The organism is Streptomyces sp. NBC_00299, from assembly GCF_036173045.1.
Lineage (GTDB): Bacteria > Actinomycetota > Actinomycetes > Streptomycetales > Streptomycetaceae > Streptomyces > Streptomyces machairae.
Map to the genome: position 1 here is coordinate 2,700,964 of NZ_CP108039.1, position 24,182 is coordinate 2,725,145.

Genomic DNA, 24,182 nt, shown 5'->3' on the forward strand with positions numbered 1-24,182 from the left:
GGTCCCCGTATCTCCCGTTTGTGATGCTCGATCGTGATGTGAGACTCGATCGCGGTTGTGTGCTCGAGCGCGCTGGTGATGCTCGATCGCGCTCGAAAGGCCGGTCCCACAAGGCCGGTTCGGCTGTCCTGCAAGGCCGATTCGGCCGCCTCGTACGGCCCGTTCAGCCGCGCAGGCACCTACTATGCCTTGCGCCACGCGGCCCCGATCCATCAGGTGTACGGCCGCCCCCGCATCTTCACAGAGCTTCACCACAGCGCTCCACCATGGGGGGCCGGTCCATGACAGGCTGACCACCTGGGGTTTGGGTGTCCCCTGTGTCGCCTGGTGTTGTGCAGCGGGTACCGTGAGCCACCCGCATGGATGTTGTGGGCCATCGGTGCCCCTGGCCCGTCGCGGGGATCCCGGACAACGGATCCCTCCCGACCGACGGCCACTACTTCGCGAAAGGGATGTCCCGGGGGATGACCAGCGCTACGAGCACTCGGCGCGGACGCCGCGCACCGCAGCAACAGGGAGGTCCGGGCGGCAGACGTACGTCCGCTGCTCCGGCCGCGCCCGCCGCCGCGTCGCCGCGCACGCTGCCCCGCCCCGGCGGCCTCGGTCCGGTACGGCTGCAGCAGCTCATCCTGGTGGAGCTCGCGGCGGCGGTCATGCTGGCCGCCTGGGCCGCCGACGCGTCCTGGCTGCTGGCCCCGGCAGGTGCCGTGGCGGCGCTGTTGCTGCTCCTGGCCGTACTGCGCAGGGGCCGCCGTCCGCTGCCCGAGTGGTACGAGACGACTCGCGCGCTCAGGCAGCGTCGACGCGACGCCAAGCAGCCCGTGCCGCCCGGGACGGACGCCATGCTGGCGCCGGTCGTGGAGTGCGACCCCGCCCTGCGGACGTACTCGTTCGTGTCCCGTGACGACCGTTCCATCGGCATGATCGGCGACGGGACCTTCCTGACCGCCGTCCTCTTCGTGCAGCCGGCCGACGAACCGCTGCGCCCCGCAGCCGCCGGACGGCAGCTGCCGCTGCGGCTGATCCAGGACGCCCTGGAGGTCGACGGGATCCGGCTCGCCTCCGTGCAGGTCGTGCAGCACACCCAGCCGGCGCCCGCGCCGCACCTGCCGCAGCAGTCGCTCGCCGCGCGCTCCTACGGCCCCCTCCAGGCGCAGGCCGGTTCCCCCGCGCTCCGGCTCACCTGGGTCGCCCTCAAGCTCGACCCGGAGCTGTGCCCGGAGGCCGTTCAGGCCCGCGGCGACGGCGTTCCCGGTGCGCAGCGCGCGCTGCTGCGCGTGGCCGACCAGTTGGCGAGCCGGCTGGCCGGGGCCGGCTTCAAGGCGACGATCCTGGACGAGACCGAGCTGGTGCAGGCGCTCGCGACGTCCAGCTGCCTGAACCCGCGCGCCAACGCGCAGCACGGGCAGGACGGGCGGGCCTCCCAGCGCCGTACGGTCGAGGCGGTCCGTACCTGGCGGGTCGACGACCGGTGGCACACCACGTACTGGGTGTCCCGCTGGCCGCAGTTGGGGAGTGGCGGTGTGGCGCTGCCCGAGCTGGTCACGCGGCTCACCTCGCTGCCCCTGCTCGCCACGACGTTCAGCATGACCCTCAGCAAGGCCGGCAACCGGGGCGTCTCCCTCACCGGGCACGTCCGTGTCACCGCCCGCAGTGACAGTGAACTCGGCCAGGTGGGGCGCGAGTTGGAGCGAGCCGCCAGTTCCGCGAAGGTCGGTCTGGTCCGCCTCGACCGGGAGCAGGTCCCCGGAGCCCTCGCCACTCTGCCGCTCGGAGGTACGTACTGATGTCCCACCCCGCGACCATGCCCCCGGGGCAGCAGGGCCGGGCCCCCGCACGCACTCCGGCACACGTGGCCTCCCCCACCGACACCGGCATGATCCCGATCATCCGGCAGCCGGAGACACAGCAGCAGCGGCGCATCGGCAGCCCCGGCTTCGGGCTGCGCGGGCCGCGCCGCAACCGCCATGTCGTCAGCGCCGACGAACTCGCGGCGATCAGCATGCCGCTCGGTGACGACGGCGTGATCATCGGCACCGACCCGGAGTCGCAGCCGGCCGTGCTCGGGCTGTCCCGTCCGACCCCCTTCGACGTCGTGCTCGTGGGTGGCCTGTGGCTCGCCCAGGTGCTGGCGCTGCGCGCCGCCGCGACGGGTGCGCGGGTGGGCGTGGAGACCGGACGTCCGCAGGCCTGGCAGCAGTTGGCCCAGGCGGCGGGCGGCGGCCAGCAGTGCGTGACGGTGTACCCGGTGGGCCGGGTGCCCGCGCAGGGTCCGTCCGTGTCCAGTCCGGTCGTGTTGTTCCGGGACTGCGGTATCCGCCCGCCCCGCGGTCGGGTGACGTCCGTGCCGTGGCAGGCCGTGGTGACGGTGCTGCCCTTCGTCAGTGAGCACGCGCCGCGCTGGCTGTCCCAGGCCCATCTGGTCGGGATCCAGCGCATTTCGCCGTACGAGACCGAGGCCGTGCGGGACACGCTGGGGATCCCGGAGGACCAGCTCCAGCACCTGCCGACCCTGCACGACGGCGTCGCTCTGTGGTGCACTCGTAAGCACCAGAAGTTCGTCATGACCGACCCCACCGACGCGGAGACGGGCCTGCTCGGCGTGGCCCGCCGTATGGACTGACAGGTCGTCGTCCCCTGGGTGAGGCCCAACAGGGCCATGCCCAGGGGGGTTTCCGTCCGCACCCATGAGGCTCTTCCGCCCACGCACCCGGAGCTATAGCGTCCGCGCCCATGGGGGCTTTTCCGTCCCGCCATGCGAGTGATTAGGCTTCTGGTGGTGCGGTGACGATCGCAGTCGAGTGGGACTCGCCACTCGGTCCGCCCGGCCGCGACGACGACCAGCTCAGCAGCAGTGGCTGACCAGGAGGCAAGCAGTGAACAGGGATCGGTCCGAGTACAACGGCGGGAGCCCTTCCTCGGACGGGGACGATCACGAGGTGGATCTCACCGGCGAGTTCGAAATCGTCTACACACCTCCCGCCTGGTACGCCCAAAGTACGCAAAGCGGTTCCTCGGCCGGTGGCCAGCAGGATTCCGGTCCGCCATCGCCACCACCGCCGACCGGTGCGCCCGTCGGATCGCCCAGCGGTCCGCCCGGCGGTCCCGCTCCCTACGCTCCCGGACCGGCGCAGCCACCGGCCCAGGGCGCCCCTCAGCCGCCCGCGCAGCCGGCCCAACCCGCCCAGCAGACTCCGGCTCAGGGCACGCCCGACCCGCACCAGCAGGGCGGCCCCGCCACGGGTGGCTACGGCTTTCCGCAGCAGCAGTCCGCCCCGGGTGGCCCCGCGGCCGGCGGATACGGCTATCCGCAGCAGGGTCAGAGTCAGGACACCTCGGGTGGCTTCGGCGTCCCGCAACAGGGTCACGACACGTCCGGCGGCTTCGCCGCGCCGCAGCAGGGTCAAGGCCAGGACACCTCGGGTGGCTTCGGCGTCCCCCAGCAAGGCCAGGACACGTCCGGCGGATTCGGCGTGCCCCAACAGCACACGCCTGCCCAGCCCCCCGCCGCCGCACCTCAGCCTCCGACGCCTGCCCAGCCGCCCACCGCGCCCCCGCAGCACACGCCCGCCCCGCCCCCCGGCGCCCCCGGCTTCCCCGTGCTGCGTCCGGTCGACACCGACGCCCAGGGCGGACCGTCCCCGACGGCCACCCCGGCGGCAGGCGTCCCGGCGGCCCCCGCACCCGAGCAGCCCGCTCCCGCACAGCCGGTGGCGGAGCCCGTGGCGGAGCCGGAGGCCGAGCTCAACCACGCCGCCGCGGACGCCGAGGCCGCGCGCCTGTTCGGCGATGCCGACGACGACGTGGAGGCGGACGAGGAGCGGACCGACGAGGCGGAGTCGGCGGACTCCACCGGATCCGCGCCCGTCGCGGAGGGCGACGAGCCGGAGCACGTCCAGGCCGACGCCGACTCCCCCACCCAGGCCGCGCCCCAGCACGAGCCCCCGGCGACGCCGGAAGCGGAGCCGGACGCAGAGGCCGAGGCACAGGCCGCCGCACCCGCGCCCACCGCTCCCGCACAGCCGCCCGCGGCTCCGGTACAGCAGCCCCAGGCACAGCCGACCGGCCAGCCCCCCATGCCGCCGCAGGCCCAGCCCACCGGCCAGGCCCCGGAGCAGCCGCAGGCCCAGCCCCACCCCAACCAGGCGCTCCCTCCGCTGCCCCAGGGATTCACGCCCGCGCAGCCCGCCCCGGGAATGCCGCCGCAGGCCGGACAGCCGGACCAGCAGGCCGCCGCCGCTGCGCAGGCCGGCGGCTACGGCTACCCCCAGGCCCCGGCCGCCCAGCCGCTCCCGGACCAGGCCGGCCACCCCGGTCAGCCCGGCCACCCCGGTCAGCCCCCGCACCAGCCCCCCGCGCAGGGCTCGTTCGGCCCGGCCCAGCCGCAGGCACAGCCCGGATACCCGGCGCAGGCCCAGCCCGGATACCCGGCGCAGGCCCAGCCCGGATACCCGGCGCAGGGCGGACAGCCCGCCCCCGCCGACCCGCGGCAGGCGCACCAGCCCGGACAGCAGCATCCCGGACACCCGCAGGCCGCCGGTTACGGCTACCCGCAGCAGCCCCCGCACGCAGGCCAGCCGCAGCCGGGGCAGCAGCAGCCCGCGCAGCCTCAACCGCAACCGCAGGCCGACGGATACGGCTACCCGCAGCAGCAGCCGCACCCCGCGCAGCCCGGCTACGGCTACCCGCCCCAGCAGGGCGGCTACGGCTACCCGCAGGCAGCCCAGCCCCAACAGCCCGCGCCGCAGCAGCCAGCACCCCAGCAGCCCCCGGCCCAGCCCCAGCAGCAGGCCCCGCAGCAGCCGCAACCGCAGCCGCAGCAGAACCCCGCCGCCTACGGCCAGCCGGGCAACCAGGGCAACCAGGGCTGGAGTGCCCCGCCCGGACCCCAGGCCGGCCCCGGCGCTCCGCAGCAGCAGCAGGCCGCGCCCGGCACCCCGCTCGGCTACAACGCCGCGGTGGAGCTGTCCTCGGACCGACTGCTGCGCAACCAACCCAAGGCCCGCAAGAACAACCAGGGTCCGTCCCGCTTCAAGCTCGGTGCGAAGAAGGAGCAGGCGGAGCGGGAGCGGAAGCTGGGTCTGATCCGTACGCCGGTGATGTCCTGCTACCGGATCGCGGTGATCAGCCTCAAGGGCGGTGTCGGCAAGACCACGACGACCATGTCGCTGGGCGCCACCCTCGCCACCGAGCGGCAGGACAAGATCCTGGCGATCGACGCCAACCCGGACGCCGGCACACTCGGGCGTCGCGTGCGGCGCGAGACGGGCGCGACGATCCGTGACCTGGTGCAGGCGATCCCGCAGCTCAACAGCTACATGGACATCCGCCGCTTCACCTCGCAGGCGCCCTCGGGCCTGGAGATCATCGCCAACGACGTGGACCCGGCGGTCTCCACCACCTTCAACGACCAGGACTACCGCAGCGCGCTCGACGTGCTGGGGCGGCAGTACCCGATCATCCTCACGGACTCGGGTACCGGTCTGCTCTACAGCGCGATGCGCGGCGTGCTGGACCTGGCCGACCAGTTGATCATCATCTCCACGCCCTCGGTGGACGGCGCGAGCAGCGCCTCGACCACGCTCGACTGGCTGTCGGCGAACGGGTTCGCCGATCTGGTCCAGCGGTCGGTCACCGTGATCTCGGGTGTCCGCGAGACGGGCAAGATGATCAAGGTGGAGGACATCGTCGCGCACTTCGAGACCCGCTGCCGCGGTGTCGTCGTGATCCCCTTCGACGAGCACCTGTCGGCGGGCGCCGAGGTGGACCTCGACATGATGCGTCCCAAGACCCGCGAGGCCTACTTCGACCTCGCCGCGCTCATCGCCGAGGACATCGCGCGCACGCAGCAGGGCTTCGGCAACCCGAACATGCAGTACCAGCAGCACCAGCAGCACCCGCAGCAGGGCGGCTACCCGCCCCCGCAGCAGCAGCCCCAGCAGCAGTACCCCCAGCAGGGCGGTGCCCCGCAGCAGGGTCAGGGCTGGGGGCAGCCCCCGCAGCAGCCCGCGCCGGGCCAGGGCTGGCAGCAGCAGGCGCCGCCGCCGCAGGACCCGCAGCAGGGCCAGCAGGGTCAGCAGCCGCAGCAGGGCGCCGTACCGCCCGGCTGGACGCAGCAGTAGCCCGTGCACAACGAAGGGCGGCCGGTACCCCTGAGGTACCGGCCGCCCTTCGGCGTCGTAGGAGTGGCTACTGGGCGGCAGCCACCAACTCGCGGCAGCGCTTGACGTCCTCGGCCATCTGCTCCAGCAGGCCGTCCAGCGACTCGAACTTCGCCTGGCCGCGGACGAAGGCGAGGAAGTCGACGGCGACGTGCAGGCCGTACAGGTCCAGGCCGACGCGGTCGATCGCGTACGCCTCCACCGTGCGCTCGGTCCCGTCGAACTGCGGGTTCGTGCCGACGGAGATCGCCGCCGGCATCACCTCGCCCTGGGCGTGCAGCCAGCCCGCGTAGACGCCGTCGGCGGGGATGGCGGTGTGCGGCAGGGTCTCCACGTTGGCGGTGGGGAAGCCCAGCTCCCGGCCGCGCTGTGCCCCGCGCACGACCACGCCCTCGACGCGGTGCGGGCGGCCCAGGATCTCGGCGGCGCCCTCGACGTCGCCCTGGGCGACCAGTCGCCGGGTCAGAGTGGAGGAGAAGGGCTCGCCGCCGCCGGCCTCGCCGGTCACGTACAGGTCGACGACCTCCACCTCGTAGTCGTAGATCTTGCCCTGCTCGGCGAGGAACTCGACGTTGCCCGCGGCGCGGTGGCCGAAGCGGAAGTTCGGGCCTTCGACGACCGCCTTGGCGTGCAGTTTGTCGACCAGGACCTTGACGACGAAGTCGGCCGGCGACAGCTTCGAGAACTCGGTGGTGAAGGGGAGGATCAGCACCGCGTCCACGCCCAGCTCGGCCATGAGGTCGGCGCGGCGGTGGTGCGGGGCGAGCAGGGGCGGGTGGCTGCCGGGGCGGACGACCTCGCTGGGGTGCGGGTCGAAGGTGACGACGACCGCGGGGACGCCCAGCTCACGCGCGCGGTCCACGGCATGCCGGATGATCAGCTGGTGCCCGCGGTGGACTCCGTCGTAGGAGCCGATGGTGACGACGCTGCGCCCCCAGTCCTGGGGGATGTCCTCCAAGCCACGCCAGCGCTGCACTGTGCCTGCTCCTTGTCGCAAAGTCGTCGAACCGGTGTCCGTCTTCGCTCATACGGTCTTACGCAGGTCTAAGGGTGCCATGCCGGGCCCTTGTGGCCCGCATCGGCATGGGTGCTGTGACCGGCTGCACGTGCCACCCCGGGATTCATGCGGGGACTCGGACGCCTGCCAGGTTCTCGATCATCCGGCGGGTGCTCGGTCCCACCACCGCCGTCCAGTCCTGCGGAGTGTCGGTCAGCCAGGCCGCGACCTGGGCGGCGAAGCCGGGGACGCGGCGGCCCAGGTCGACCAGGCCCCGGTCGAAACGGGCTGCGCCGTCCTGGGTGCGGACCAGGAGCATGCCGATGTGGTGGACGAGGTCGCGCAGGCCGTCGCCCGGGCGGTCGCCGCGGCACCGGACGGTGGCGTGCAGGAGGGCGTCGAGGACGGCCGGGGCGTGTTCGTTGGCGAGGAGGAAGTCCAGGAGCTCGCGCCGCAGGGTCCGCGAGTCGGGCGGGCCGGGAGTCGCGAGTACGGCCGCCAGGGCGACCCGCACCTGTTCCGTGCCGCCGTCCAGCAGGCCGGTGACCAGCGGGAAGAGGACGGCGCGGGCACTGGGGCCGTGCTCGAGGCGCCGGTCGACGTACGCGGCCACGTCCGCTGCGGTCTCGGGGCACCACTGGACCGCTTCCCGCAGGAGGGCGGCGACCCGGCGGGCGAGGTCCGGGGTGGTGACGTCGGCGAGGGTGCGCAGCGCCTCTTCGGCGTCGGGTCGGCACAGCCGCGCCCGGAAGGCTTCGAGGACCTGTTCGGAGTGGGTCGCGAGGGCGGCGACCAGGGCGCCCGGCGGGAACTGCGGGTCGGCTGCCGCGAAGTGCGCCAGCGCCTGAGGCAGGTGGAGGGCACGCGTGCGTGGGTCCCGTACGAGGACGGCGAGCGCGCTGCCGTGCAGGGTGCAGTCGTCGGGCCGGGCGAGCAGGGCGAGGGCGGCATAGCGGATCAGCTCGCGGTCGGCCTCGGTGCGCACATGAGGCGCGACGCGCTGTCCGTACGCCGCCGCCGCGACGCGTCGCCCGGGCCGCTCGTCGTGCGCCCAGCGGTCGACGGCCCGGCAGATCGCGGACGGTTCCTCCTCGGACAGTACGGCGAGGAGTTCGTCGGCTTTGCGGTGCGCGCTGTCGACGAGCGTTTCGGTGAGGTCGTCGAGGGCGCGGTGGCGGTGCGTGTGCAGCAGGGCCTGGGCGGCGTGGGCGACGGTCGCGTGGGGGGTCGCGGGCAGCGGGCGGTCGTCGTCGAACCAGCGGGTGAGGTGGGGTTGTACGGCCGCGGGGTCGGCGGCGAGGAGCCGGGCCACAGCGTCCAGGTACCGGGGGTGCCGGGGTTGCCCGGGGTCCAGCGCCTCCTCGGCGTCGCTCGGCGGGCCGTCGGCGAGGACGAGGCGGCGCAACAGGTCGAAGCGCTCCCCGTCCGGGAGCGGCAGCGCGGTCCAGAAGCCGGGGCCGAACTCGGGCGGCACGGCGAGGTCGCGCCCGCGCCGGGCGACGATCCGGTCGGTGAGGAGGCGCAGTACGTCCTGGTAAGGCGTCGCGTCCGGGACGCGCAGCAGGGTCTCGGTGAGGAGCCGGGCGGCCCACCAGCAGTGCCGGTCGGCATCCAGCGCATCGGCCAACTCCTCCAGCCGGAGCGCGAGTTGACGGTGTCCGTGGTGCCGTGGGAGCAGCAGGAGGGCTTGGACGACGGGGCCGATGCGGTGGTGCGGTACGGGGAGGGGGTGCGCGGCGTCGGGGTGGGTTCGGCTCCGGTGGACCAGGGCGTACAGGGCCTCGTCCAGGTCGAGGTGCATGCCCTGGATCCAGTCGGCGACTTCCTCGTGTGCGAAGCGATAGCCGTTGCCGGCGGGGACGAGGAGGCCTTCGGTGAGGACGGCGGAGGCCCAGCCAGTGGCGCCGCCGAGCCGCGCGGGGGCGGGCCCCCAGGGGAACACCGCCTCGAACGACTCCCGGTCCAGCTCCCCCTGGCCCGGCCCGAGGCTGCGGCGGGCGGCCTCGTGGACCTGGCCGGAGACCTTGGCGGCCAGGCGGCGTACGGAGGTGCCGCGCAGGCCGTTCTCGACGGCCAGGCGGACGGCGATGCGCAGGCACATGAGGTCGAGGTGGGCGGAGAGGACGTCGTCGCGGTCGACCGGGACGGCGGGGGCGTCGGGCAGGGCGGCGCGTACCTCGGACAGGAGGCGGAGCGTGAGGGGGTGCCGGGCATCGGGTGCGGCGAGAACGCCGTCCGGGATGCCGTAGCCGGCGCGGGCCCGGTGGGCCTCGTCAGGGGTGAGGTCGTCGAGCCGTACGCACGGCGGAAACCGCCCGGACGTCCCGCGCTCCGACCGCTCACCGGAGCCGTACAGCAGCTCCTCCGGGAACTCGGCGCCCGCCCCCTCCCAGTACTCCGCCCGGCACGCCACCACCAGCCGGGCCCCCGTCTCCCGCAGCCACTGCGCCGTGCCCTCGGTCCACTCCCTGAGGCCGTGGGCGAGGACGGGGGGCATCTCCTCGGGGCTGTCCAGGAGGAGCAGGAGGGGGCGGCCGGTGGCGCGAGCGAGCTGGGCCAGCCGTTCGGGGCTCGTGTCGCCCAGGATGCCGGGGTCGGTGGAGTACTGGCCGGCCGCGGGAGCCGATACCGACACCGACGCCGATGCCCATACCGATGCAGATGCCGACACCGACGCCGCCACGATGCGGGCCGCCCGGTTCAGCGCTCGCCGCGCCGCGTCGGCCACCGAGGTGTCGTCGCCCCTCAGGTCGGCGCCGCGCAGCCACAGCGTGGGAGCCGGTTGCGGGCCGCGGCTGCGGCGGGCGGCCAGAGCCGCGAGTTCCGTCGTACGGCCGCTGCCGGGACGCCCGACCAGGCCCAGTACGGAGGCCCGGCTCTCGGCGAAGGCGCTGAACTCCCTCGCCGTCGAGGCCCGTTCGACCGGGGCCATCGCCCCCGCTCCCCCGGCGCCCTCCCGGCCCGCATGGCCCGCCAGCGCCCCGGCCGGACCGTCCTGCCCGACCGATGTGGCCGTCAGCTCCAGTACGCCCGCCAGGTTGAGGTCGGCCCCGTACGCCGGCACCGTCGCCGCGTTCTCGGCGAGCAGCTCGGCCAGCGGGCCGTCGGACGCGACGCCCTTCGCCCCTGCCCGAGCGCGGCCGAGACCCTGCTGGAGCAGCGGTACCGCGAAGACGGCGTCACGGTGCCCGGACTGCAGTGCCGTGCCGAGCACGCCCACGACGGCGCCGGTCCCGGCGTCGAGCACGGGTCCCCCCGCCGCCCCTCCGCCCAGCCGCAACGCGTCCCGGCCGGCCGTGCCGATCGCCAACTCCAGGGCGCCGTCGAGGAGATGGAGGCGTTCCGTCGCCGTGTACGTCACTGCCACGGCGCCCAGCACCCGGGCTTCCCGCCAGCCCCCGGCGGCGATCCGGACGTACGCGCCGGTCTCGATCTGCTCCAGCACGGTCACCGGCAACGGCTCCACGCCCAGCCCCTCGGTGCGTACGAGAGCCAGGTCCAGGGCGGGCAACAGGGTCACCGCGGTCGCATCCACCGCACAGCTCCGGTCGCCCTCGGCGGAGTACAGGACCAGCCCGGCCGAACCGTCGACGACCTCGTGGCTGGTGACGACGGTGCCGTGGTGGTCGGCCACGAACCCGAGGCCGCGGGGCCGGCCGGCCGCGTCATGAATGCGGACCAGGGCTTCGTCACGAGGGCGGGCGCCCAACCCGGCGCCGTCCGGGCGTTCGCCGGAGCAGGACCCGCTGCCGTCCGGGCCTCGGGTGCCGGCGTCCGTCCCGGTCAGGCCGATGCCGGGCAAGTCGTCCGAGGTGCTCCAGGGACCCGATGCCTCCCCCAGGTCCCGAACGCCGCGCATGGCCTGACGCGTGTCCCACGCGTCTCCCGCCGTCCGCGTCCCCTCCGCCGTCCGGCGGTCGCCGCCCGCCCCCGGGCCTCGTCCCGCCATGGTCGAACCTCCCCGCCGTGCGTCCACACGCCCATGCGCCCACGCTCTGTTCTTTCGACGGTAAGTGCGAAGTGATCAGCGGGAAAGATCGCTCGGCGAACGCGCCCCCTTCCGCTCCCTCGGTTCACTCCGAGCGCCTGCACGGACGGGTGAACAGGCAGGGGTCGTTGGATACACCCTAGGGGTGGGGGAACCGAGGGGGACCGTGGAGCGGCGGGCAGAGGACTACCCCGTGACCGCCGCTCCACGGGCAGAACACCGGCAGGCGGCGCCCGTGAGCCGGGCGCCTCAGCCGAAGACGGCCAGGCTCTTGGCCTTGCCCTTGTGCTGCTCCACGAGCGCGAGGAAGCGGCCCTCGGGGGTGAAGACGGCCACGGGGCCGGCGCCCGCGTACTCGTCGGGCATGTCGAGGCGGACCCCGTTCGTCAGCAGCCGGGCGCGCCTGGCGTCGACGTCCCAGCGCGGGAACGCGGCCGTGGCGGCCTCGGCGATCGGCATCACCGTCAGCTCCTGCTGCAGCTGCTCCAGCGTCTTGGCGGAGTCCAGCTTGTACGGGCCGACGCGGGTGCGGCGCAGCGCAGTGAGGTGGCCGCCGACGCCCAGGTCGGCGCCGAGGTCGCGGGCCAGGGCGCGGATGTAGGTGCCCGAGGAGCAGACGACCGACACGACCAGGTCGAGGACGGCGGTGCCGTCGTCGGCGACGGCGTCGCGCACGTCGTGGACCGAGAAGGACGAGACGGTGACCGGCCGCGCCGGGATCTCGAAGTCCTCGCCGTCGCGCGCCCGCTTGTAGGAGCGCACGCCGTCGATCTTGATGGCGCTGACCTTGGAGGGGACCTGCATGATGTCGCCGGTCAGCTTGGCGATCCCGGCGTCTATGGCCTCGCGGGTGACCTTCGAGGCGTCGGCCGACGCCGTGATGTCGCCCTCGGCGTCGTCGGTGATCGTGGTCTGGCCGAGGCGGACGGTGCCGAGGTACTCCTTCTCGGTCAGGGCCAGGTGACCGAGCAGCTTGGTCGCCTTCTCGACGCCGAGGACGAGTACGCCCGTCGCCATGGGGTCGAGGGTGCCGGCGTGCCCGACGCGGCGGGTGCGGGCGATGCCGCGCATCTTGGCGACCACGTCGTGCGAAGTGAAGCCCGACGGCTTGTCGACGATGACAAGGCCGTCGGGCGTGGTGTGCTTCTGCGTCATTCCGCGGTGTCGCCGTCCGTCTCGGCAGCGTCCGACTCGTCGTCGGCACCCGGCTTGCGGTACGGGTCGGCCTCACCGGCGTACTTCGCGCCCGCGGACACCTCGCGCACCTTCTCGTCGGACTGCCGGGCCTTGTCGAGGAGGTCCTCGATGGTCCGGGCGGTGTCCGGGAGGGCGTCGGCAACGAAGGTGAGGGTCGGCGTGAACTTCACGCCCGCGGCCGCTCCCACGGCCGAGCGGAGCACGCCCTTGGCGCTCTCCAGTCCGGCGGCCGCGGCCGCCCGCTCCTCGTCGTCCCCGTACACCGTGTAGAAGACCGTCGCCTCCCGCAGGTCACCCGTGACGCGGGTGTCCGTGATGGTGACGTGCGAGCCGAGCCGCGGGTCCTTGATCCCGCGCTGCAGCTTCTGGGCCACCACCTCTCGGATGAGGTCCGCCAGCTTTTTCGCCCGCGCGTTGTCGGCCACTGGTCCGTCTCCCGTTCTTTCTTCTTCTGCGTTCTTTGGCTGATGGTCGTCAGTCGTCGTGGTCACCGTGGAAACGCCGCCGTACCGACAGCAGTTCCACTTCCGGACGGCCGGCGACCAGCCGTTCACACCGGTCCAGTACGTCGGCGAGATGCCCGGCGTCGCCGGACACCACGGCGAGGCCGATCCCGGCCCGCCGGTGGAGGTCCATGTGGTCCACCTCGGCCGCACTCACCGCGTACTTGCGCTGGAGTTCGGCGACGATCGGGCGGACGACGGAGCGCTTCTCCTTCAGCGACCGTACGTCGCCGAGGAGGAGGTCGAAGGACAGCGTCCCCACATACATGTGTGTAACCGGTTCACCCGCCGGTACGGGATCGATGGCCCTGCCATCCGTGGGGCAGGGACATCAGAACCGTACAACGAAGGGGCCGGGACGATCGACGGATATTACGCTCCGTGGACCGTCGCCGTCCGCCTTCGATGCCGGTCGGCAAACGGCGCGCTGGCCGACGGAACCGAAGTCCCGCCGGCCAGCACAAACCGTCGGATGTTACGCCCGCGGCTTCTCGCGCATCTCGTAGGTCGCGATGACGTCGTCGACCTTGATGTCGTTGAAGTTGCCGAGGTTGATACCGCCCTCGAACCCTTCGCGGATCTCGGTGACGTCGTCCTTGAAGCGACGCAGACCGGAGATGTTGAGGCTCTCCGCGATGACCTTGCCGTCGCGGACGAGGCGCGCCTTGGTGTTGCGCTTGACCTCGCCCGAGCGGACCAGGACACCGGCGATGTTGCCCAGCTTGGACGACTTGAAGACCTCGCGGATCTCCGCCGTGCCGAGCTCGACCTCCTCGTACTCCGGCTTGAGCATGCCCTTGAGGGCCGCCTCGATCTCCTCGATGGCCTGGTAGATCACCGAGTAGTACCGGACGTCGACGCCCTCGCGCTCCGCCATCTGCGCCGCGCGGCCCGCAGCGCGGACGTTGAAGCCGATGACGATGGCGTCGGAGCCGGTCGCCAGGTCGATGTCCGACTCGGTGACCGCACCCACACCGCGGTGCAGGACGCGGATGTCGACCTCTTCGCCGACGTCGAGCTGGAGCAGCGAGGACTCGAGAGCCTCCACCGAACCGGACGCGTCGCCCTTGATGATGAGGTTGAGTTCCTGCACCAGACCGGCCTTGAGGGCCTCGTCCAGGTTCTCCAGGGAGAACCGGACACCCCGGCGGGCGAAGTTGGCGTTGCGCTCACGCGCCGCGCGCTTCTCGGCGATCTGACGCGCCGTGCGGTCCTCGTCGACGACGAGGAAGTTGTCGCCGGCGCCCGGGACGTTGGTGAGACCCAGGACCAGGACGGGGGTCGACGGACCCGCTTCCTCGACGTTGTTGCCGTTGTCGTCGAGCATCGCCCGGACACGGCCGTACGCGTCGCCGACGACCATCGTGTCGCCGATGCGCAGCGTGCCGCGCTGGACCAGGACCGTCGAGACGGCACCGCGGCCGCGGTCGAGGTGGGACTCGATCGCAATACCCTGCGCGTCCTGCTCCGGGTTGGCCCGCAGGTCGAGCGAGGCGTCCGCGGTGAGGACCACGGCCTCCAGCAGGCTCTCGATGTTGAGGCCCTGCTTGGCGGAGATGTCGACGAACATCGTGTCGCCGCCGTACTCCTCGGCCACCAGGCCGTACTCGGTCAGCTGACCGCGCACCTTGGTCGGGTCCGCGCCCTCGACGTCGATCTTGTTGACCGCGACGACGATCGGGACGTCGGCCGCCTTGGCGTGGTTGAGCGCCTCGACCGTCTGCGGCATGACGCCGTCGTTGGCCGCGACGACCAGGATCGCGATGTCGGTCGACTTCGCACCACGGGCACGCATGGCGGTGAACGCCTCGTGACCCGGGGTGTCGATGAAGGTGATCCTGCGCTCTTCGTCGTTGACCTGGGTGGCGACCTGGTACGCACCGATGTGCTGCGTGATACCGCCGGCCTCGCCCGCGACGACGTTCGTCTTGCGGATCGTGTCCAGCAGTCGGGTCTTACCGTGGTCGACGTGACCCATGACGGTCACGACCGGCGGACGCGGCATGAGGAATTCCTCGCCGCCCTCGTCCTCGCCGAACTCGATGTCGAAGGACTCGAGCAGCTCGCGGTCCTCCTCCTCCGGGCTGACGATCTCGACGACGTAGTTCATCTCGCCGGCGAGCAGCTGGAGGGTCTCGTCGGAGACGGACTGCGTGGCAGTGACCATCTCGCCGAGGTTCATCATCACGGCGACGAGCGACGCCGGGTTGGCGTTGATCTTCTCCGCGAAGTCGGTGAGGGAAGCACCGCGCGACAGGCGGACGGTCTGTCCGTTGCCGCGAGGCAGCATCACGCCGCCGACCGACGGGGCCTGCATGGCCTCGTACTCCTGGCGCCTCTGCCGCTTCGACTTACGGCCACGACGAGCGGGACCGCCGGGACGACCGAAGGCACCCTGCGTGCCACCACGGCCGCCGGGACCGCCGGGACGACCACCGAAGCCGGGACGGCCACCGCCGCCACCGCCGGGACCACCGGGACGACCGGCGAAACCGCCACCGCCGCCACCGGGACCGCCGGGACGACCGGCGAAGCCGCCGCCACCGCCGCCACCGGGACGACCGGCGAAGCCGCCGCCGCCACCCGGGCGACCGCCGCCGCCACCGGGACGACCGCCGCCACCGGGACCGCGGCCACCGGGGCCACCGCCGCCGGGACGCGGGCCGGCAGCAGGACGCTGCGGCATCATGCCGGGGTTGGGACGCGGGCCGCCGGGGCCGCCGCCACCGGGACGAGGACCGCCGGGGCCGCCGCCGGGACGCGCGCCGCCGCCCTGCGGACGGGGCATGCCGCCCGGCGTGGGACGTGCGCCGCCCGGAGCCTGGGGACGGGGACCGCCCTGGCCCTGGCCCTGCGGACGCGGGGCACCACCGGGGGCACCGGCGCCGCCCGGACGCGGGGCGCCGCCCGGACGGGGCGCCTGCGGGCGCGCCATGCCGGTGGAGCCACCAGAGGTGAACGGGTTGTTGCCCGGACGGGGACCGGCCGGACGACCGCCGGGACGCTGGGCGCCGCCACCCGGACGCGGAGCGCCGGGACGGTCGCCGCGGTCACCGCGGTCGCCGCGCTCACCACGGCCCTGGCCACCCTGGCCCGGGCCACCCGGACGCGGAGCGCCGGGGCGCGGCGCCTGGCCGGCCGGACGCGGGGCGCCCGGACGCGGGCTGGAACCCTGGGACTGGCCCTGGGCCTGGCCCTGGGACTGACCCTGAGAGGCGGCGGGAGCGGCAGGAGCCGCCGGAGGCGCCGTGAACTCGGGCGCGGTCGGAGCCGGGGACGCCGGGGCGGGCCGCGGCGCGGGCTTCGGGCCCGGGGTGGGACGGGGGCCGGGAGCAGCCGGGGCGGCGGGAGCCGCGGGCTTCTCGGCGGCGGCCGGCTTGGGGGCCGGCGGGCGCGGGGCGGCCGGACGGGCGGCCTGCGCGGGAGAGGGGGCTGCCGGCTTCGCCGGGGCAGCCTTGCGGGCGGGGGCGGACTTGCCGCCTCCGTTGCCCTGCTGGAGGGCGTCCGTCAGTTTGCGGACAACGGGCGCTTCGATGGTCGAAGACGCCGAACGGACGAATTCACCGAGTTCTTGGAGCTTGGCCATGACGACCTTGCTCTCAACCCCGAACTCCTTGGCGAGTTCGTATACCCGGACCTTAGCCACTTCGCTCCTTTTAGGTCCGGGTTGCGTCCGGACCGTCGCTACTTCATGGGCGTACTCATCGCGTGCTCATCGAGTGCTCATCGCAATCTCGACCTACTTCCAACTCGCGGGGTACCTGGGCCGCGCGGGGGTTCCGCACGACGCTTCTTACGGTGTTGCCTGCTCAGCAACTGTTGTCTGCTCGACGTACTGGCGCAACGCCTTTGTGTCGAGCGCTCCCGGGGCGCGCAACGCCCGCGTGAACGCCCGGCGGCGCACCGCCTGGTCAAGACAGACCAGAGCGGGGTGTACGTACGCACCCCGGCCGGGCAGCGTACCGCGAGGATCAGGGGCGCACTCGCCCTTGATCGCCACGATCCGCAGCAGATCAGCCTTGGCCGCTCGCTCCCGGCACCCCACACAGGTGCGTTCAGGGCATGCGCGGACGCGTGTCCGGCCAGACACTCTTAAGTCTACCTCCCCGTAGCGACCTCACCCCTTTGGGGCAGGATTCGAACAGTTGCCGGGCGATAACGTGACGTGATCTGAGCGACCTGCGGCCTGGATCTATTCCCCGGCCTGCTCGGTGTCCGGCCGGATGTCGATCCGCCAGCCGGTCAGCCGGGCCGCGAGCCGGGCGTTCTGCCCTTCCTTGCCGATCGCCAGTGACAGCTGGTAGTCGGGCACCGTCACGCGCGCGGAGCGGGCCGCCATGTCCACGACCTCCACCTTGGAGACCCGGGCCGGCGACAGCGCGTTCGCCACCATCTCGGCCGGGTCGTCCGACCAGTCGACGATGTCGATCTTCTCGCCGTTCAGCTCGCCCATGACATTGCGCACCCGGCCGCCCATGGGGCCGATGCAGGCACCCTTGGCGTTCAGGCCGCTGCGGGTGGACCGGACGGCGATCTTCGTGCGGTGACCGGCCTCGCGGGCGATGGCGGCGATCTCGACGGATCCGTCGGCGATCTCCGGCACCTCCAGGGCGAAGAGCTTCTTCACCAGGTTCGGGTGCGTGCGCGAGAGGGTCACGGACGGGCCGCGGACGCCCTTGGCCACTCGTACGACGTACGACCGGATGCGCATGCCGTGCGGATACGTCTCGCCCGGGACCTGCTCCTGCACCGGCAGGATGGCCTCCAGCTTGCCGATGTCCACGAGGACGTTCTTCGGGTCGCGGCCCTGCTGGACCACGCCGGTGACGATGTCGCCCTCGCGGCCGGCGTACTCGCCGAGCGTCGCGTCGTCCTCGGCGTCGCGCAGCCGCTGCAGGATGACCTGCTTGGCGGTGGTGGCGGCGATACGGCCGAAGCCGGACGGGGTGTCGTCGAACTCGCGGGCCTCCTGGCCCTCCTCGAGGTCCTCGGGGTCCTCCTTCGCCCACACGGTCACATGGCCGGTCTCCCGGTTCAGCTCCACGCGCGCGTGGCGGCGGCTTCCATCGGTGCGGTGGTAGGCGATGAGGAGGGCCGACTCGATCGCCTCGACCAGCAGGTCGAAGGAGATCTCCTTCTCCCGTACCAAGCCCCGCAGGGCGCTCATGTCGATGTCCACGGCTACGCCTCCTCTTCCTTCTCGTCCTTGTTGTCCTTGCGATTGAACTCGACCTGCACGCGCGCCTTGTCGATGTCCGCGAAGCCGAGTCTGCGGGAGGTGGCCTTGCGGCCCTTCACTCCCGGCACTTCGAGGTCGAGGCCCTCGTCGTCGACGTCCAGGATCCGGGCCACCAGCTCGCCGCCCTCGGCCAGTTGGAACTTCACGAGCCGGTCGACGGCGCGCACGTAGTGCCGGTGTTCCGTGAGGGGGCGCTCCGCGCCGGGGGTTCCGACCTCGAGGGTGTACTCCCCCTCGCCCATCGCGTCCGTCTCGTCGAGCTTCGCCGAGAGCGCGCGGCTCACATCGGCGATCCGGTCCAGGTCGGCACCGGTGTCCGAGTCCACGACGACGCGCAGCACACGCTTGCGTCCGACGGAGTCCACTGCGATCTCTTCGAGGTCCAGGCCCTGAGAGCTGACGAGCGGTTCCAGTAGTTCTCGCAGCCTCTCGCTCTGGGTGGTGCTCATCCGGGTGACTCCTCGGCCGCGTGTGCTGTTGTGGGATGGGTCGCGTGTCTGGTCAAAGGGTATCGGGTCGCGAGGGCTGTTGCCGTCCACCTGCGCACGAGCGGTGCCGATGAGTGGTGCCGTCCGCTTGCGCGGGTACGGTGATCACGGGCCCGCGGCCCGCTGTCTTGTGTAACCGCTTTCACAGCCGCCTTCCGTACGAGTTCCCCGAGGACGTCTGCCGTGCCGTACCCCCCGCCGCCGCGCTCCGCGTCAGGACCGCGCAGAAGAACCCTGCTCGCCTCGGCCGCCGGAGCCGCGCTGCTGGTGGGCTGCTCCTCCGGCTCCGACGCCTCGGACGGCGGCACCAGCGGCAGCCCGTCGGTCGCCGAGCGGGCACGCGCGCGTGCGGCCGGGGACAGCGAGGGGCTGGTCGAGCGCTACGACGCGGTGCTCGCCGCCCATCCCGTGCTGACGGAACTGCTGGGGCCGTTGCGGGCGGCGGCCGTACGGCATGTGGAGGCGTTCGGGGGTGGCCGAAAGGCATCGGACAGCGCGTCGCCCTCCGGGTCGCCGGCGTCTTCCGCTTCGCCGTCGCCTTCCGGGTCGCCGTCGGCCGCCGTGGCCCTCGACGAGCGGGCGGCCCTCGCCGAGCTCGCCGCCGCGGAACGGGCGCTCGCGGACCGGCGGGCCAAGGCGTTGCTGGACGTACCGGGCGAACTGGCGCGGCTGCTGGCCTCGGTGGCCGCGGCGGGGGCGGCACACGCGTATCTGCTGAACGAGGGGGCCAAGTGAGCGAGTCCGGCAAGAAGGAGCAGCTGAAGGCCCTGCAGGCGGCGCTCGCCGCCGAGCACGCGGCGGTGTACGGGTACGGCGTCGTCGGCGGCCGGATCAGCCAGGAGCGGCGCTCTCAGGCCCGCGCGGCCTACGACGCGCACCGGGCGCGGCGGGACGCGCTGGCGCGCGAGGTGCGCGACCTCGGTTCCGAGCCGGTCGCCGCGAGCCCCGCGTACGCGCTGCCGTTCCCGGTGTCGGACGCACCCGCGGCCGTGCGGTTCGCCGCCGGTCTTGAGGACCGGATGGCCGCGGTGTACTCCGACCTGGTGCGGGCGGCCGAGGGTGAGCTGCGGGGTACCGCGGCCGAGGCGCTGCGAGAGGCGGCGGTGCGGGCGGTGCGCTGGCGGGGCGAGAGCGTAGCCTTCCCTGGGCTCGCCGAGCGGGCGGCCACGACGTCCGCCTCGCCGATGCCCTCGGCATGACCCGCATCTGAAGGGAACTACTCGCGCATGGCTTTCGAACCGCCGCAGCGTCTGGTCAAGGCGCTCGGTGAGACGGCACCGGAGGGTGACGACTGGTTGGTGAAGCTGCCGGAGGCGGCCCACCAGGCCGTCGCGCTACGCGAGTTGACCGTTGAGCGGGTGCAGATGCCGGGCGGGCGCAGCAGCCTGGTGGTGCTGGTGCGGCGCGCTGACGGAACCCCGGCCGTGCTGAAGCTGGCCCCGCCGCGGGCCCGTCCGCAGAGCGAGCGGGCGGCGCTGGCGCACTGGGGAGGCGTGGGGGCCGTGCAACTGCTCGACGAGCCCGCTGTCGAGGGTGTGCTGTTGCTGGAGCGGCTGCATCCGGATGTGTCGGTGCGGTCGTTGCCCGAGGCGAAGGCCCTGCTGGAGGCGGCGGGGACGCTGCGGAGGCTGTGGGTCGAGCCGCCCGGCGATCACCCCTTCGAGACGGTCGCCGAGCGGACCGGCAGGCAGGCCGACGCGATGCGGGCGACCGCGGCCGCCGATGCCGAGGTGAGCCCACTGGTCGACGCCGCGCTCGGCGCGCGCGAGGAGTTGCTGGCCGCGCCGCCCGAGCGGCGGTTGCTGCACGGGACGTTCCGGCAGAGCAAGGTGCTGGCCGGGGAGCGGATGCCGTGGCTTGCGGTGGGGCCGGACCCGGTGATCGGTGAGTGTGCGTTCGATCTGGCGCGGTTGGTGCGGGACCGGGTGGAGGATCTGATCGCCTCGCCGTCGGGGGCTGCTACGACCCGGCGACGGGTCAAGCGGCTTGCGGAGTCGCTGGACGTGGATCAGGAGCGGCTGCGGGGCTGGACGTTGTTCCGGGCCGTGGAGTCGGGCGTGCGGGCACGGCGGGTCGGGCGGGCCCAGGACGCGGAGTTGTTGCTGGAGTTCGCCGGCTGGCTCTGAGCCGACTCCTGGTACTCCGGAGAGGGCGCACAAGTCCCTCCGTGCGGCGCCTTGAGCAGCACGGAGGGACTTCTGCGAAGAGCCCTTACGCGGTGAGGCGGGCGATCGCCTCGTCGACCGTCAGTTCCTCGCGCTCGCCGGTCCTGCGGTCCTTGAGCTCGACGACGCCCTCGGCCGCGCGCCGGCCGGCCACCAGGATCTGCGGTACGCCGATCAGCTCCGAGTCCGTGAACTTCACGCCCGGCGAGACACCCGCGCGGTCGTCGCACAGGACGCGCAGGCCGGCCGCGGACAGCTTCTCGGAGACGTCGAGGGCGAGTTCGGTCTGCAGGGCCTTGCCGGCGGCGACCACGTGCACGTCGGCCGGGGCGACCTCGGCGGGCCAGCACAGCCCCTTGTCGTCGGCGGTCTGCTCGGCAAGGGCCGCGACGGCGCGGGAGACGCCGATGCCGTAGGAGCCCATGGTCACGCGGACCGGCTTGCCGTTCTGGCCGAGGACGTCGAGCTTCAGCGCGTCCGCGTACTTGCGGCCCAGCTGGAAGATGTGGCCGATCTCGATGGCGCGGTCGAGCTTGAGGCCGGTGCCGCACTTCGGGCAGGGGTCGCCCTCCTGGACGACCACGACGTCGACGTACTCGTCGACCTCGAAGTCACGGCCCGCGACGACGTTCTTCGCGTGCGTGCCCTCCTTGTTGGCGCCGGTGATCCAGGAGGTGCCGGGGGCCACGCGCGGGTCGGCGAGGTACTTGACCTTCTCGCCCAGGCCCTGCGGGCCGACGTAGCCGCGGACCAGGTCCGGGCGCCCGGCGAAGTCCGCCTCGGTGACCATCTCGACGACGGCCGGGGCGAAGTGCGCCTCGACCTTGCCCATGTCGACCTCGCGGTGACCGGGGACACCGACGGCGACGATCTCGCCGTCGACCTTCACGAGAAGGTTCTTCAGGGTGTCGGCGGCCTGGACGCCGAGGTGGGCGGCGAGGGTCTCGATGGTGGGGGTGTCGGGGGTCGGGATCTCTTCGAGGGCGGGCACGTCGCCGGCGTCCACCGACTTCAGCTCGTACGTGATGGCCTCGGTGTTCGCCGCGAAGTCGCAGTTCGGGCAGTCGGCGAAGGTGTCCTCGCCGGCCTCGGCCGGGGCGAGGAACTCCTCGGACTTCGAGCCGCCCATGGCGCCGGCGGTGGCGGCGCAGATGCGGTAGTCGAGGCCGAGGCGCTCGAAGACGCGCTGGTAGGCCTGGCGGTGCAGGGCGTAGGACTGGCCGAGGCCCTCGTCGTCGGTGTCGAAGGAGTACGAGTCCTTCATCAGGAACTCGCGGCCGCGCAGGATGCCGGCCCGCGGGCGGGCCTCGTCGCGGTACTTGTGCTGGATCTGGTAGAGGATGACCGGCAGGTCCTTGTAGGAGGACGCCTGGTCCTTCACCAGCAGCGTGAAGATCTCCTCGTGGGTCGGACCGAGCAGGTAGTCGCCGCCCTTGCGGTCCTTCAGACGGAACAGCTCCTGGCCGTACTCGTCCCAGCGGCCCGTCGCGTCGTACGGCTCACGCGGCAGCAGGGCGGGGAGCAGCACTTCCTGGGCGCCGATGGCGTCCATCTCCTCGCGGACGATGCGCTCCACGTTGGCGAGGACCCGCTTGCCGAGGGGCAGCCACGACCAGATGCCGGCCGCGGTGCGGCGGACGTAGCCGGCGCGGACGAGCAGCTTGTGACTGAGGACCTCGGCGTCCGCCGGGTCGTCGCGCAGCGTCTTCGCCATCAACTGGGACATGCGCTGGACCGGTGCGTTCGCCATGGTTTCCGTACTCCTGCTGCGTAAGGGTTATGGCAGGAGGTTAGCCGGGCGGGACGGGGCGGTGGAAATCGGTTAACGGCGGCGGAGTGGGAGCGGGGCGCCCATCACGGCGTACGGCTTCGGGGCGCTGGGGAAGAGGACCTGGCGGGCGAGGTCCTGATAGCCGAGGGAGCGGTAGAGGCCGCGGGCGGGGCTTTCCACGTCGATCGCCGAGAGGATCGAGCGGGGTTCGAGGGCGCCGTCCGTGATCGTGGTGATCAGGCGGCGGCCGACGCCGCGGTTCTGGTAGCCCGGGTGGACGTGGAGTTCCGTGATGACGAAGGAGTTGTCGAGCCAGTCGTCGTAGCCCGGGGCGCGCAGGTAGGGCTCCACGATGGTGGACCACCAGTGGGTGCGGTCGTTCGGCATGCCGTAGACGAATCCGATGAGGCGTCCGCCGCTGGTGGCGCCGAGGGCCCTTGCGCCCGGGTAGGTCATGTGGCGCAGGACGATCTGGCGGCGAACGGCCACCTCGTCGGGGCCGAGGCCGAACGCCACGGCTTGGACTGCGAGGGCTTCGTCGACGTGGGTGGCGAGGTCCAGGGGGCCGATCACGATGTCGTCTGGTTGGCGGCGGTGTGCGTGACCGGGAAGGCGCATGTGGGGAGCCTACAGGGGGGTTCGCGCTGAATTCCGGGTGCGGCATCCGTGGTTGCCAGGGCCCACGCGGCGGAGCCGCACATCGACAGGGCCCCGCGCCCCTGGGGGCGTTGCAGCGCCGTCCCTCGCAAGGAACGTCGTCAGAACAGGACGCTCATGAAGGCGCCGACCTCCTGGAAGCCCACCCTGTGGTACGTCCGTCTCGCCGCCGTGTTGAAGTCGTTCACGTAGAGGCTCACCACCGGGGCGACGTCGGCCAGGGCGTAGCGCAGTACCGCTGCCATGCCGGGGGCCGCCAGGCCCTGGCCCCGGTACTCGGGGGCCACCCAGACGCCCTGGATCTGGCAGGCCCTGTTCGTGGCGGCGCCGATCTCGGCCTTGAAGACGACCTTGCCGGTGTGGTCGAGGCGGGCGAAGGAGCGGCCGGAGCCGACGAGTTCGGCGACCCGGGCCTGGTAGAGGAGGCCGCCGTCGCCGGCCATCGGGGAGACGCCGACCTCCTCGGTGAACATCGCCACGCACGCCGGCATGATCGTCTCCATCTCGTCCTTGCGGATGCGGCGGACGTACGGATCCGGGGTGATGTCGGTCGGCATGCGGTCGGTGATCATGAGGGGCTGGTGCGCGCGGACGTCCCGGGCCGGGCCCCAGTTGGGTTCCAGCAGGCGCCACAGCTGGGCGGTCGACTCGGCGGGGCCGACGATGGAGGAGCAGCGGCGGCCCGCCCGCCGGGCCCGGTCGGCGAAGGCCCGTACCGCGCGTGGACCCGCGCAGATCGGGACGAGGTTGGCGCCCGCGTAGCACAGGGAGGTGAGCATGCCGCCCTCGTACCAGCCCCACATCTCGCCGCCGAGGCGCCACGGGTCGAGGCCGGCGATCTGGACGCGGGACGTCACGAAGGCGTTCGCGACCGGCTCGCGGTCGAGGACGGCGAGCGCGGCGTCCAGGTCGCTCGGTTCGAGCACCCGTGAGGTGGTCTGGGTCAACACGTACGGGGCCTCACGCTGGGGTTCTGCTGGTCCCCGCACTGTACCTGCGGAAGCTTTGCCGTGCCG

18 protein-coding genes are annotated in these 24,182 nt (G+C 72.8%); 6 read left to right on the forward strand and 12 right to left on the reverse strand.

Annotated features, from left to right (window positions below; translation table 11 throughout):
- Window positions 1-464: 464 nt before the first annotated feature.
- From eccE to OHT51_RS11755, 3 genes are all read left to right on the forward strand, one after another.
- Complete coding sequence (eccE, locus tag OHT51_RS11745) at window positions 465-1,787, forward strand: type VII secretion protein EccE (protein ID WP_328878864.1); 1,323 nt, start codon at window positions 465-467, stop codon at window positions 1,785-1,787.
- The gene (locus OHT51_RS11750; RefSeq protein ID WP_328878865.1) at window positions 1,787-2,623 is read left to right on the forward strand and encodes a hypothetical protein; all 837 of its coding nucleotides are present in this window, start codon (window positions 1,787-1,789) and stop codon (window positions 2,621-2,623) included. Before eccE ends, OHT51_RS11750 begins: the two co-directional genes overlap by 1 nt.
- 253 nt (window positions 2,624-2,876) lie before the next feature.
- Window positions 2,877-6,122 carry an SCO5717 family growth-regulating ATPase gene (locus OHT51_RS11755; RefSeq protein ID WP_328878866.1) on the forward strand — a complete coding sequence of 1,082 codons (3,246 nt, stop codon included), beginning with the start codon at window positions 2,877-2,879 and terminating at the stop codon, window positions 6,120-6,122.
- A 67-nt stretch (window positions 6,123-6,189) separates the two neighbouring features.
- Here OHT51_RS11755 and OHT51_RS11760 read toward each other — a convergent pair whose 3' ends face one another.
- From OHT51_RS11760 to rimP, 9 genes are all read right to left on the reverse strand, one after another.
- Window positions 6,190-7,137 carry a bifunctional riboflavin kinase/FAD synthetase gene (locus OHT51_RS11760; protein WP_328878867.1) on the reverse strand — a complete coding sequence of 316 codons (948 nt, stop codon included), beginning with the start codon at window positions 7,135-7,137 and terminating at the stop codon, window positions 6,190-6,192.
- Window positions 7,138-7,282: 145 nt separating this feature from the next.
- The gene (locus OHT51_RS11765) at window positions 7,283-11,107 is read right to left on the reverse strand and encodes a trypsin-like peptidase domain-containing protein (RefSeq protein ID WP_328878868.1); all 3,825 of its coding nucleotides are present in this window, start codon (window positions 11,105-11,107) and stop codon (window positions 7,283-7,285) included.
- Between the two features lie 288 nt (window positions 11,108-11,395).
- Window positions 11,396-12,301: a tRNA pseudouridine(55) synthase TruB gene (truB, locus tag OHT51_RS11770; protein ID WP_328878869.1), complete on the reverse strand. Its 906-nt coding sequence runs from the start codon at window positions 12,299-12,301 to the stop codon at window positions 11,396-11,398.
- Window positions 12,298-12,768: a 30S ribosome-binding factor RbfA gene (gene rbfA, locus OHT51_RS11775; RefSeq protein ID WP_328878870.1), complete on the reverse strand. Its 471-nt coding sequence runs from the start codon at window positions 12,766-12,768 to the stop codon at window positions 12,298-12,300. Before rbfA ends, truB begins: the two co-directional genes overlap by 4 nt.
- 49 nt (window positions 12,769-12,817) lie before the next feature.
- Window positions 12,818-13,114, reverse strand: coding sequence for a DUF503 domain-containing protein (locus tag OHT51_RS11780; RefSeq protein ID WP_328878871.1), 297 nt, complete (start codon window positions 13,112-13,114; stop codon window positions 12,818-12,820).
- Between the two features lie 207 nt (window positions 13,115-13,321).
- Complete coding sequence (gene infB / locus OHT51_RS11785) at window positions 13,322-16,492, reverse strand: translation initiation factor IF-2 (protein WP_328878872.1); 3,171 nt, start codon at window positions 16,490-16,492, stop codon at window positions 13,322-13,324.
- A 147-nt stretch (window positions 16,493-16,639) separates the two neighbouring features.
- Complete coding sequence (locus OHT51_RS11790; protein WP_328878873.1) at window positions 16,640-16,936, reverse strand: YlxR family protein; 297 nt, start codon at window positions 16,934-16,936, stop codon at window positions 16,640-16,642.
- A 102-nt stretch (window positions 16,937-17,038) separates the two neighbouring features.
- On the reverse strand, window positions 17,039-18,025 hold the full coding sequence (nusA, locus tag OHT51_RS11795) for a transcription termination factor NusA (RefSeq protein WP_328878874.1): 987 nt from the start codon (window positions 18,023-18,025) through the stop codon (window positions 17,039-17,041).
- A gap of 2 nt (window positions 18,026-18,027) precedes the next feature.
- The gene (gene rimP, locus OHT51_RS11800; RefSeq protein WP_328878875.1) at window positions 18,028-18,534 is read right to left on the reverse strand and encodes a ribosome maturation factor RimP; all 507 of its coding nucleotides are present in this window, start codon (window positions 18,532-18,534) and stop codon (window positions 18,028-18,030) included.
- Window positions 18,535-18,756: 222 nt separating this feature from the next.
- On the opposite strand from rimP, the gene OHT51_RS11805 reads away from it, so the two are divergent.
- Genes OHT51_RS11805 through OHT51_RS11815 form a run of 3 tightly spaced genes read left to right on the forward strand, consistent with a single transcriptional unit; the run spans window position 18,757 to window position 20,699 of the window.
- Window positions 18,757-19,308 (forward strand): hypothetical protein, encoded by a 552-nt coding sequence (locus OHT51_RS11805; RefSeq protein ID WP_328878876.1) that lies wholly within the window; start codon window positions 18,757-18,759, stop codon window positions 19,306-19,308.
- Window positions 19,305-19,772, forward strand: a complete 468-nt coding sequence (locus tag OHT51_RS11810) for a ferritin-like domain-containing protein (RefSeq protein WP_328878877.1) — start codon at window positions 19,305-19,307, stop codon at window positions 19,770-19,772. Before OHT51_RS11805 ends, OHT51_RS11810 begins: the two co-directional genes overlap by 4 nt.
- Window positions 19,773-19,799: 27 nt before the next feature.
- Entirely contained in the window at window positions 19,800-20,699 is a 900-nt protein-coding gene (locus OHT51_RS11815; RefSeq protein ID WP_328878878.1) for an aminoglycoside phosphotransferase family protein, read from the forward strand.
- Window positions 20,700-20,784: 85 nt separating this feature from the next.
- Here OHT51_RS11815 and OHT51_RS11820 read toward each other — a convergent pair whose 3' ends face one another.
- The 3 genes from OHT51_RS11820 to OHT51_RS11830 all read right to left on the reverse strand — a co-directional run bounded on the left by OHT51_RS11820 (window position 20,785) and on the right by OHT51_RS11830 (window position 24,116).
- Window positions 20,785-22,488, reverse strand: coding sequence for a proline--tRNA ligase (locus OHT51_RS11820; RefSeq protein ID WP_328878879.1), 1,704 nt, complete (start codon window positions 22,486-22,488; stop codon window positions 20,785-20,787).
- 72 nt (window positions 22,489-22,560) lie between these two features.
- Window positions 22,561-23,127, reverse strand: coding sequence for a GNAT family N-acetyltransferase (locus OHT51_RS11825; RefSeq protein ID WP_328878880.1), 567 nt, complete (start codon window positions 23,125-23,127; stop codon window positions 22,561-22,563).
- 140 nt (window positions 23,128-23,267) lie between these two features.
- Entirely contained in the window at window positions 23,268-24,116 is an 849-nt protein-coding gene (locus OHT51_RS11830; protein WP_328878881.1) for a GNAT family N-acetyltransferase, read from the reverse strand.
- Between the last annotated feature and the right edge of the window lie 66 nt (window positions 24,117-24,182).

What these genes read in the sequence shown, in the direction of transcription:
- eccE (WP_328878864.1), top strand. Translation starts at nt 465, where the DNA reads ATGACCAGCGCTACGAGCACTCGGCGCGGACGCCGCGCACCGCAGCAA.
- OHT51_RS11750 (WP_328878865.1), top strand. Translation starts at nt 1,787, where the DNA reads ATGTCCCACCCCGCGACCATGCCCCCGGGGCAGCAGGGCCGGGCCCCC.
- OHT51_RS11765 (WP_328878868.1), bottom strand. Translation starts at nt 11,107, where the DNA reads ATGGCGGGACGAGGCCCGGGGGCGGGCGGCGACCGCCGGACGGCGGAG.
- truB (WP_328878869.1), bottom strand. Translation starts at nt 12,301, where the DNA reads ATGACGCAGAAGCACACCACGCCCGACGGCCTTGTCATCGTCGACAAG.
- OHT51_RS11780 (WP_328878871.1), bottom strand. Translation starts at nt 13,114, where the DNA reads ATGTATGTGGGGACGCTGTCCTTCGACCTCCTCCTCGGCGACGTACGG.
- rimP (WP_328878875.1), bottom strand. Translation starts at nt 18,534, where the DNA reads ATGAGCACCACCCAGAGCGAGAGGCTGCGAGAACTACTGGAACCGCTC.
- OHT51_RS11815 (WP_328878878.1), top strand. Translation starts at nt 19,800, where the DNA reads ATGGCTTTCGAACCGCCGCAGCGTCTGGTCAAGGCGCTCGGTGAGACG.
- OHT51_RS11820 (WP_328878879.1), bottom strand. Translation starts at nt 22,488, where the DNA reads ATGGCGAACGCACCGGTCCAGCGCATGTCCCAGTTGATGGCGAAGACG.
- OHT51_RS11825 (WP_328878880.1), bottom strand. Translation starts at nt 23,127, where the DNA reads ATGCGCCTTCCCGGTCACGCACACCGCCGCCAACCAGACGACATCGTG.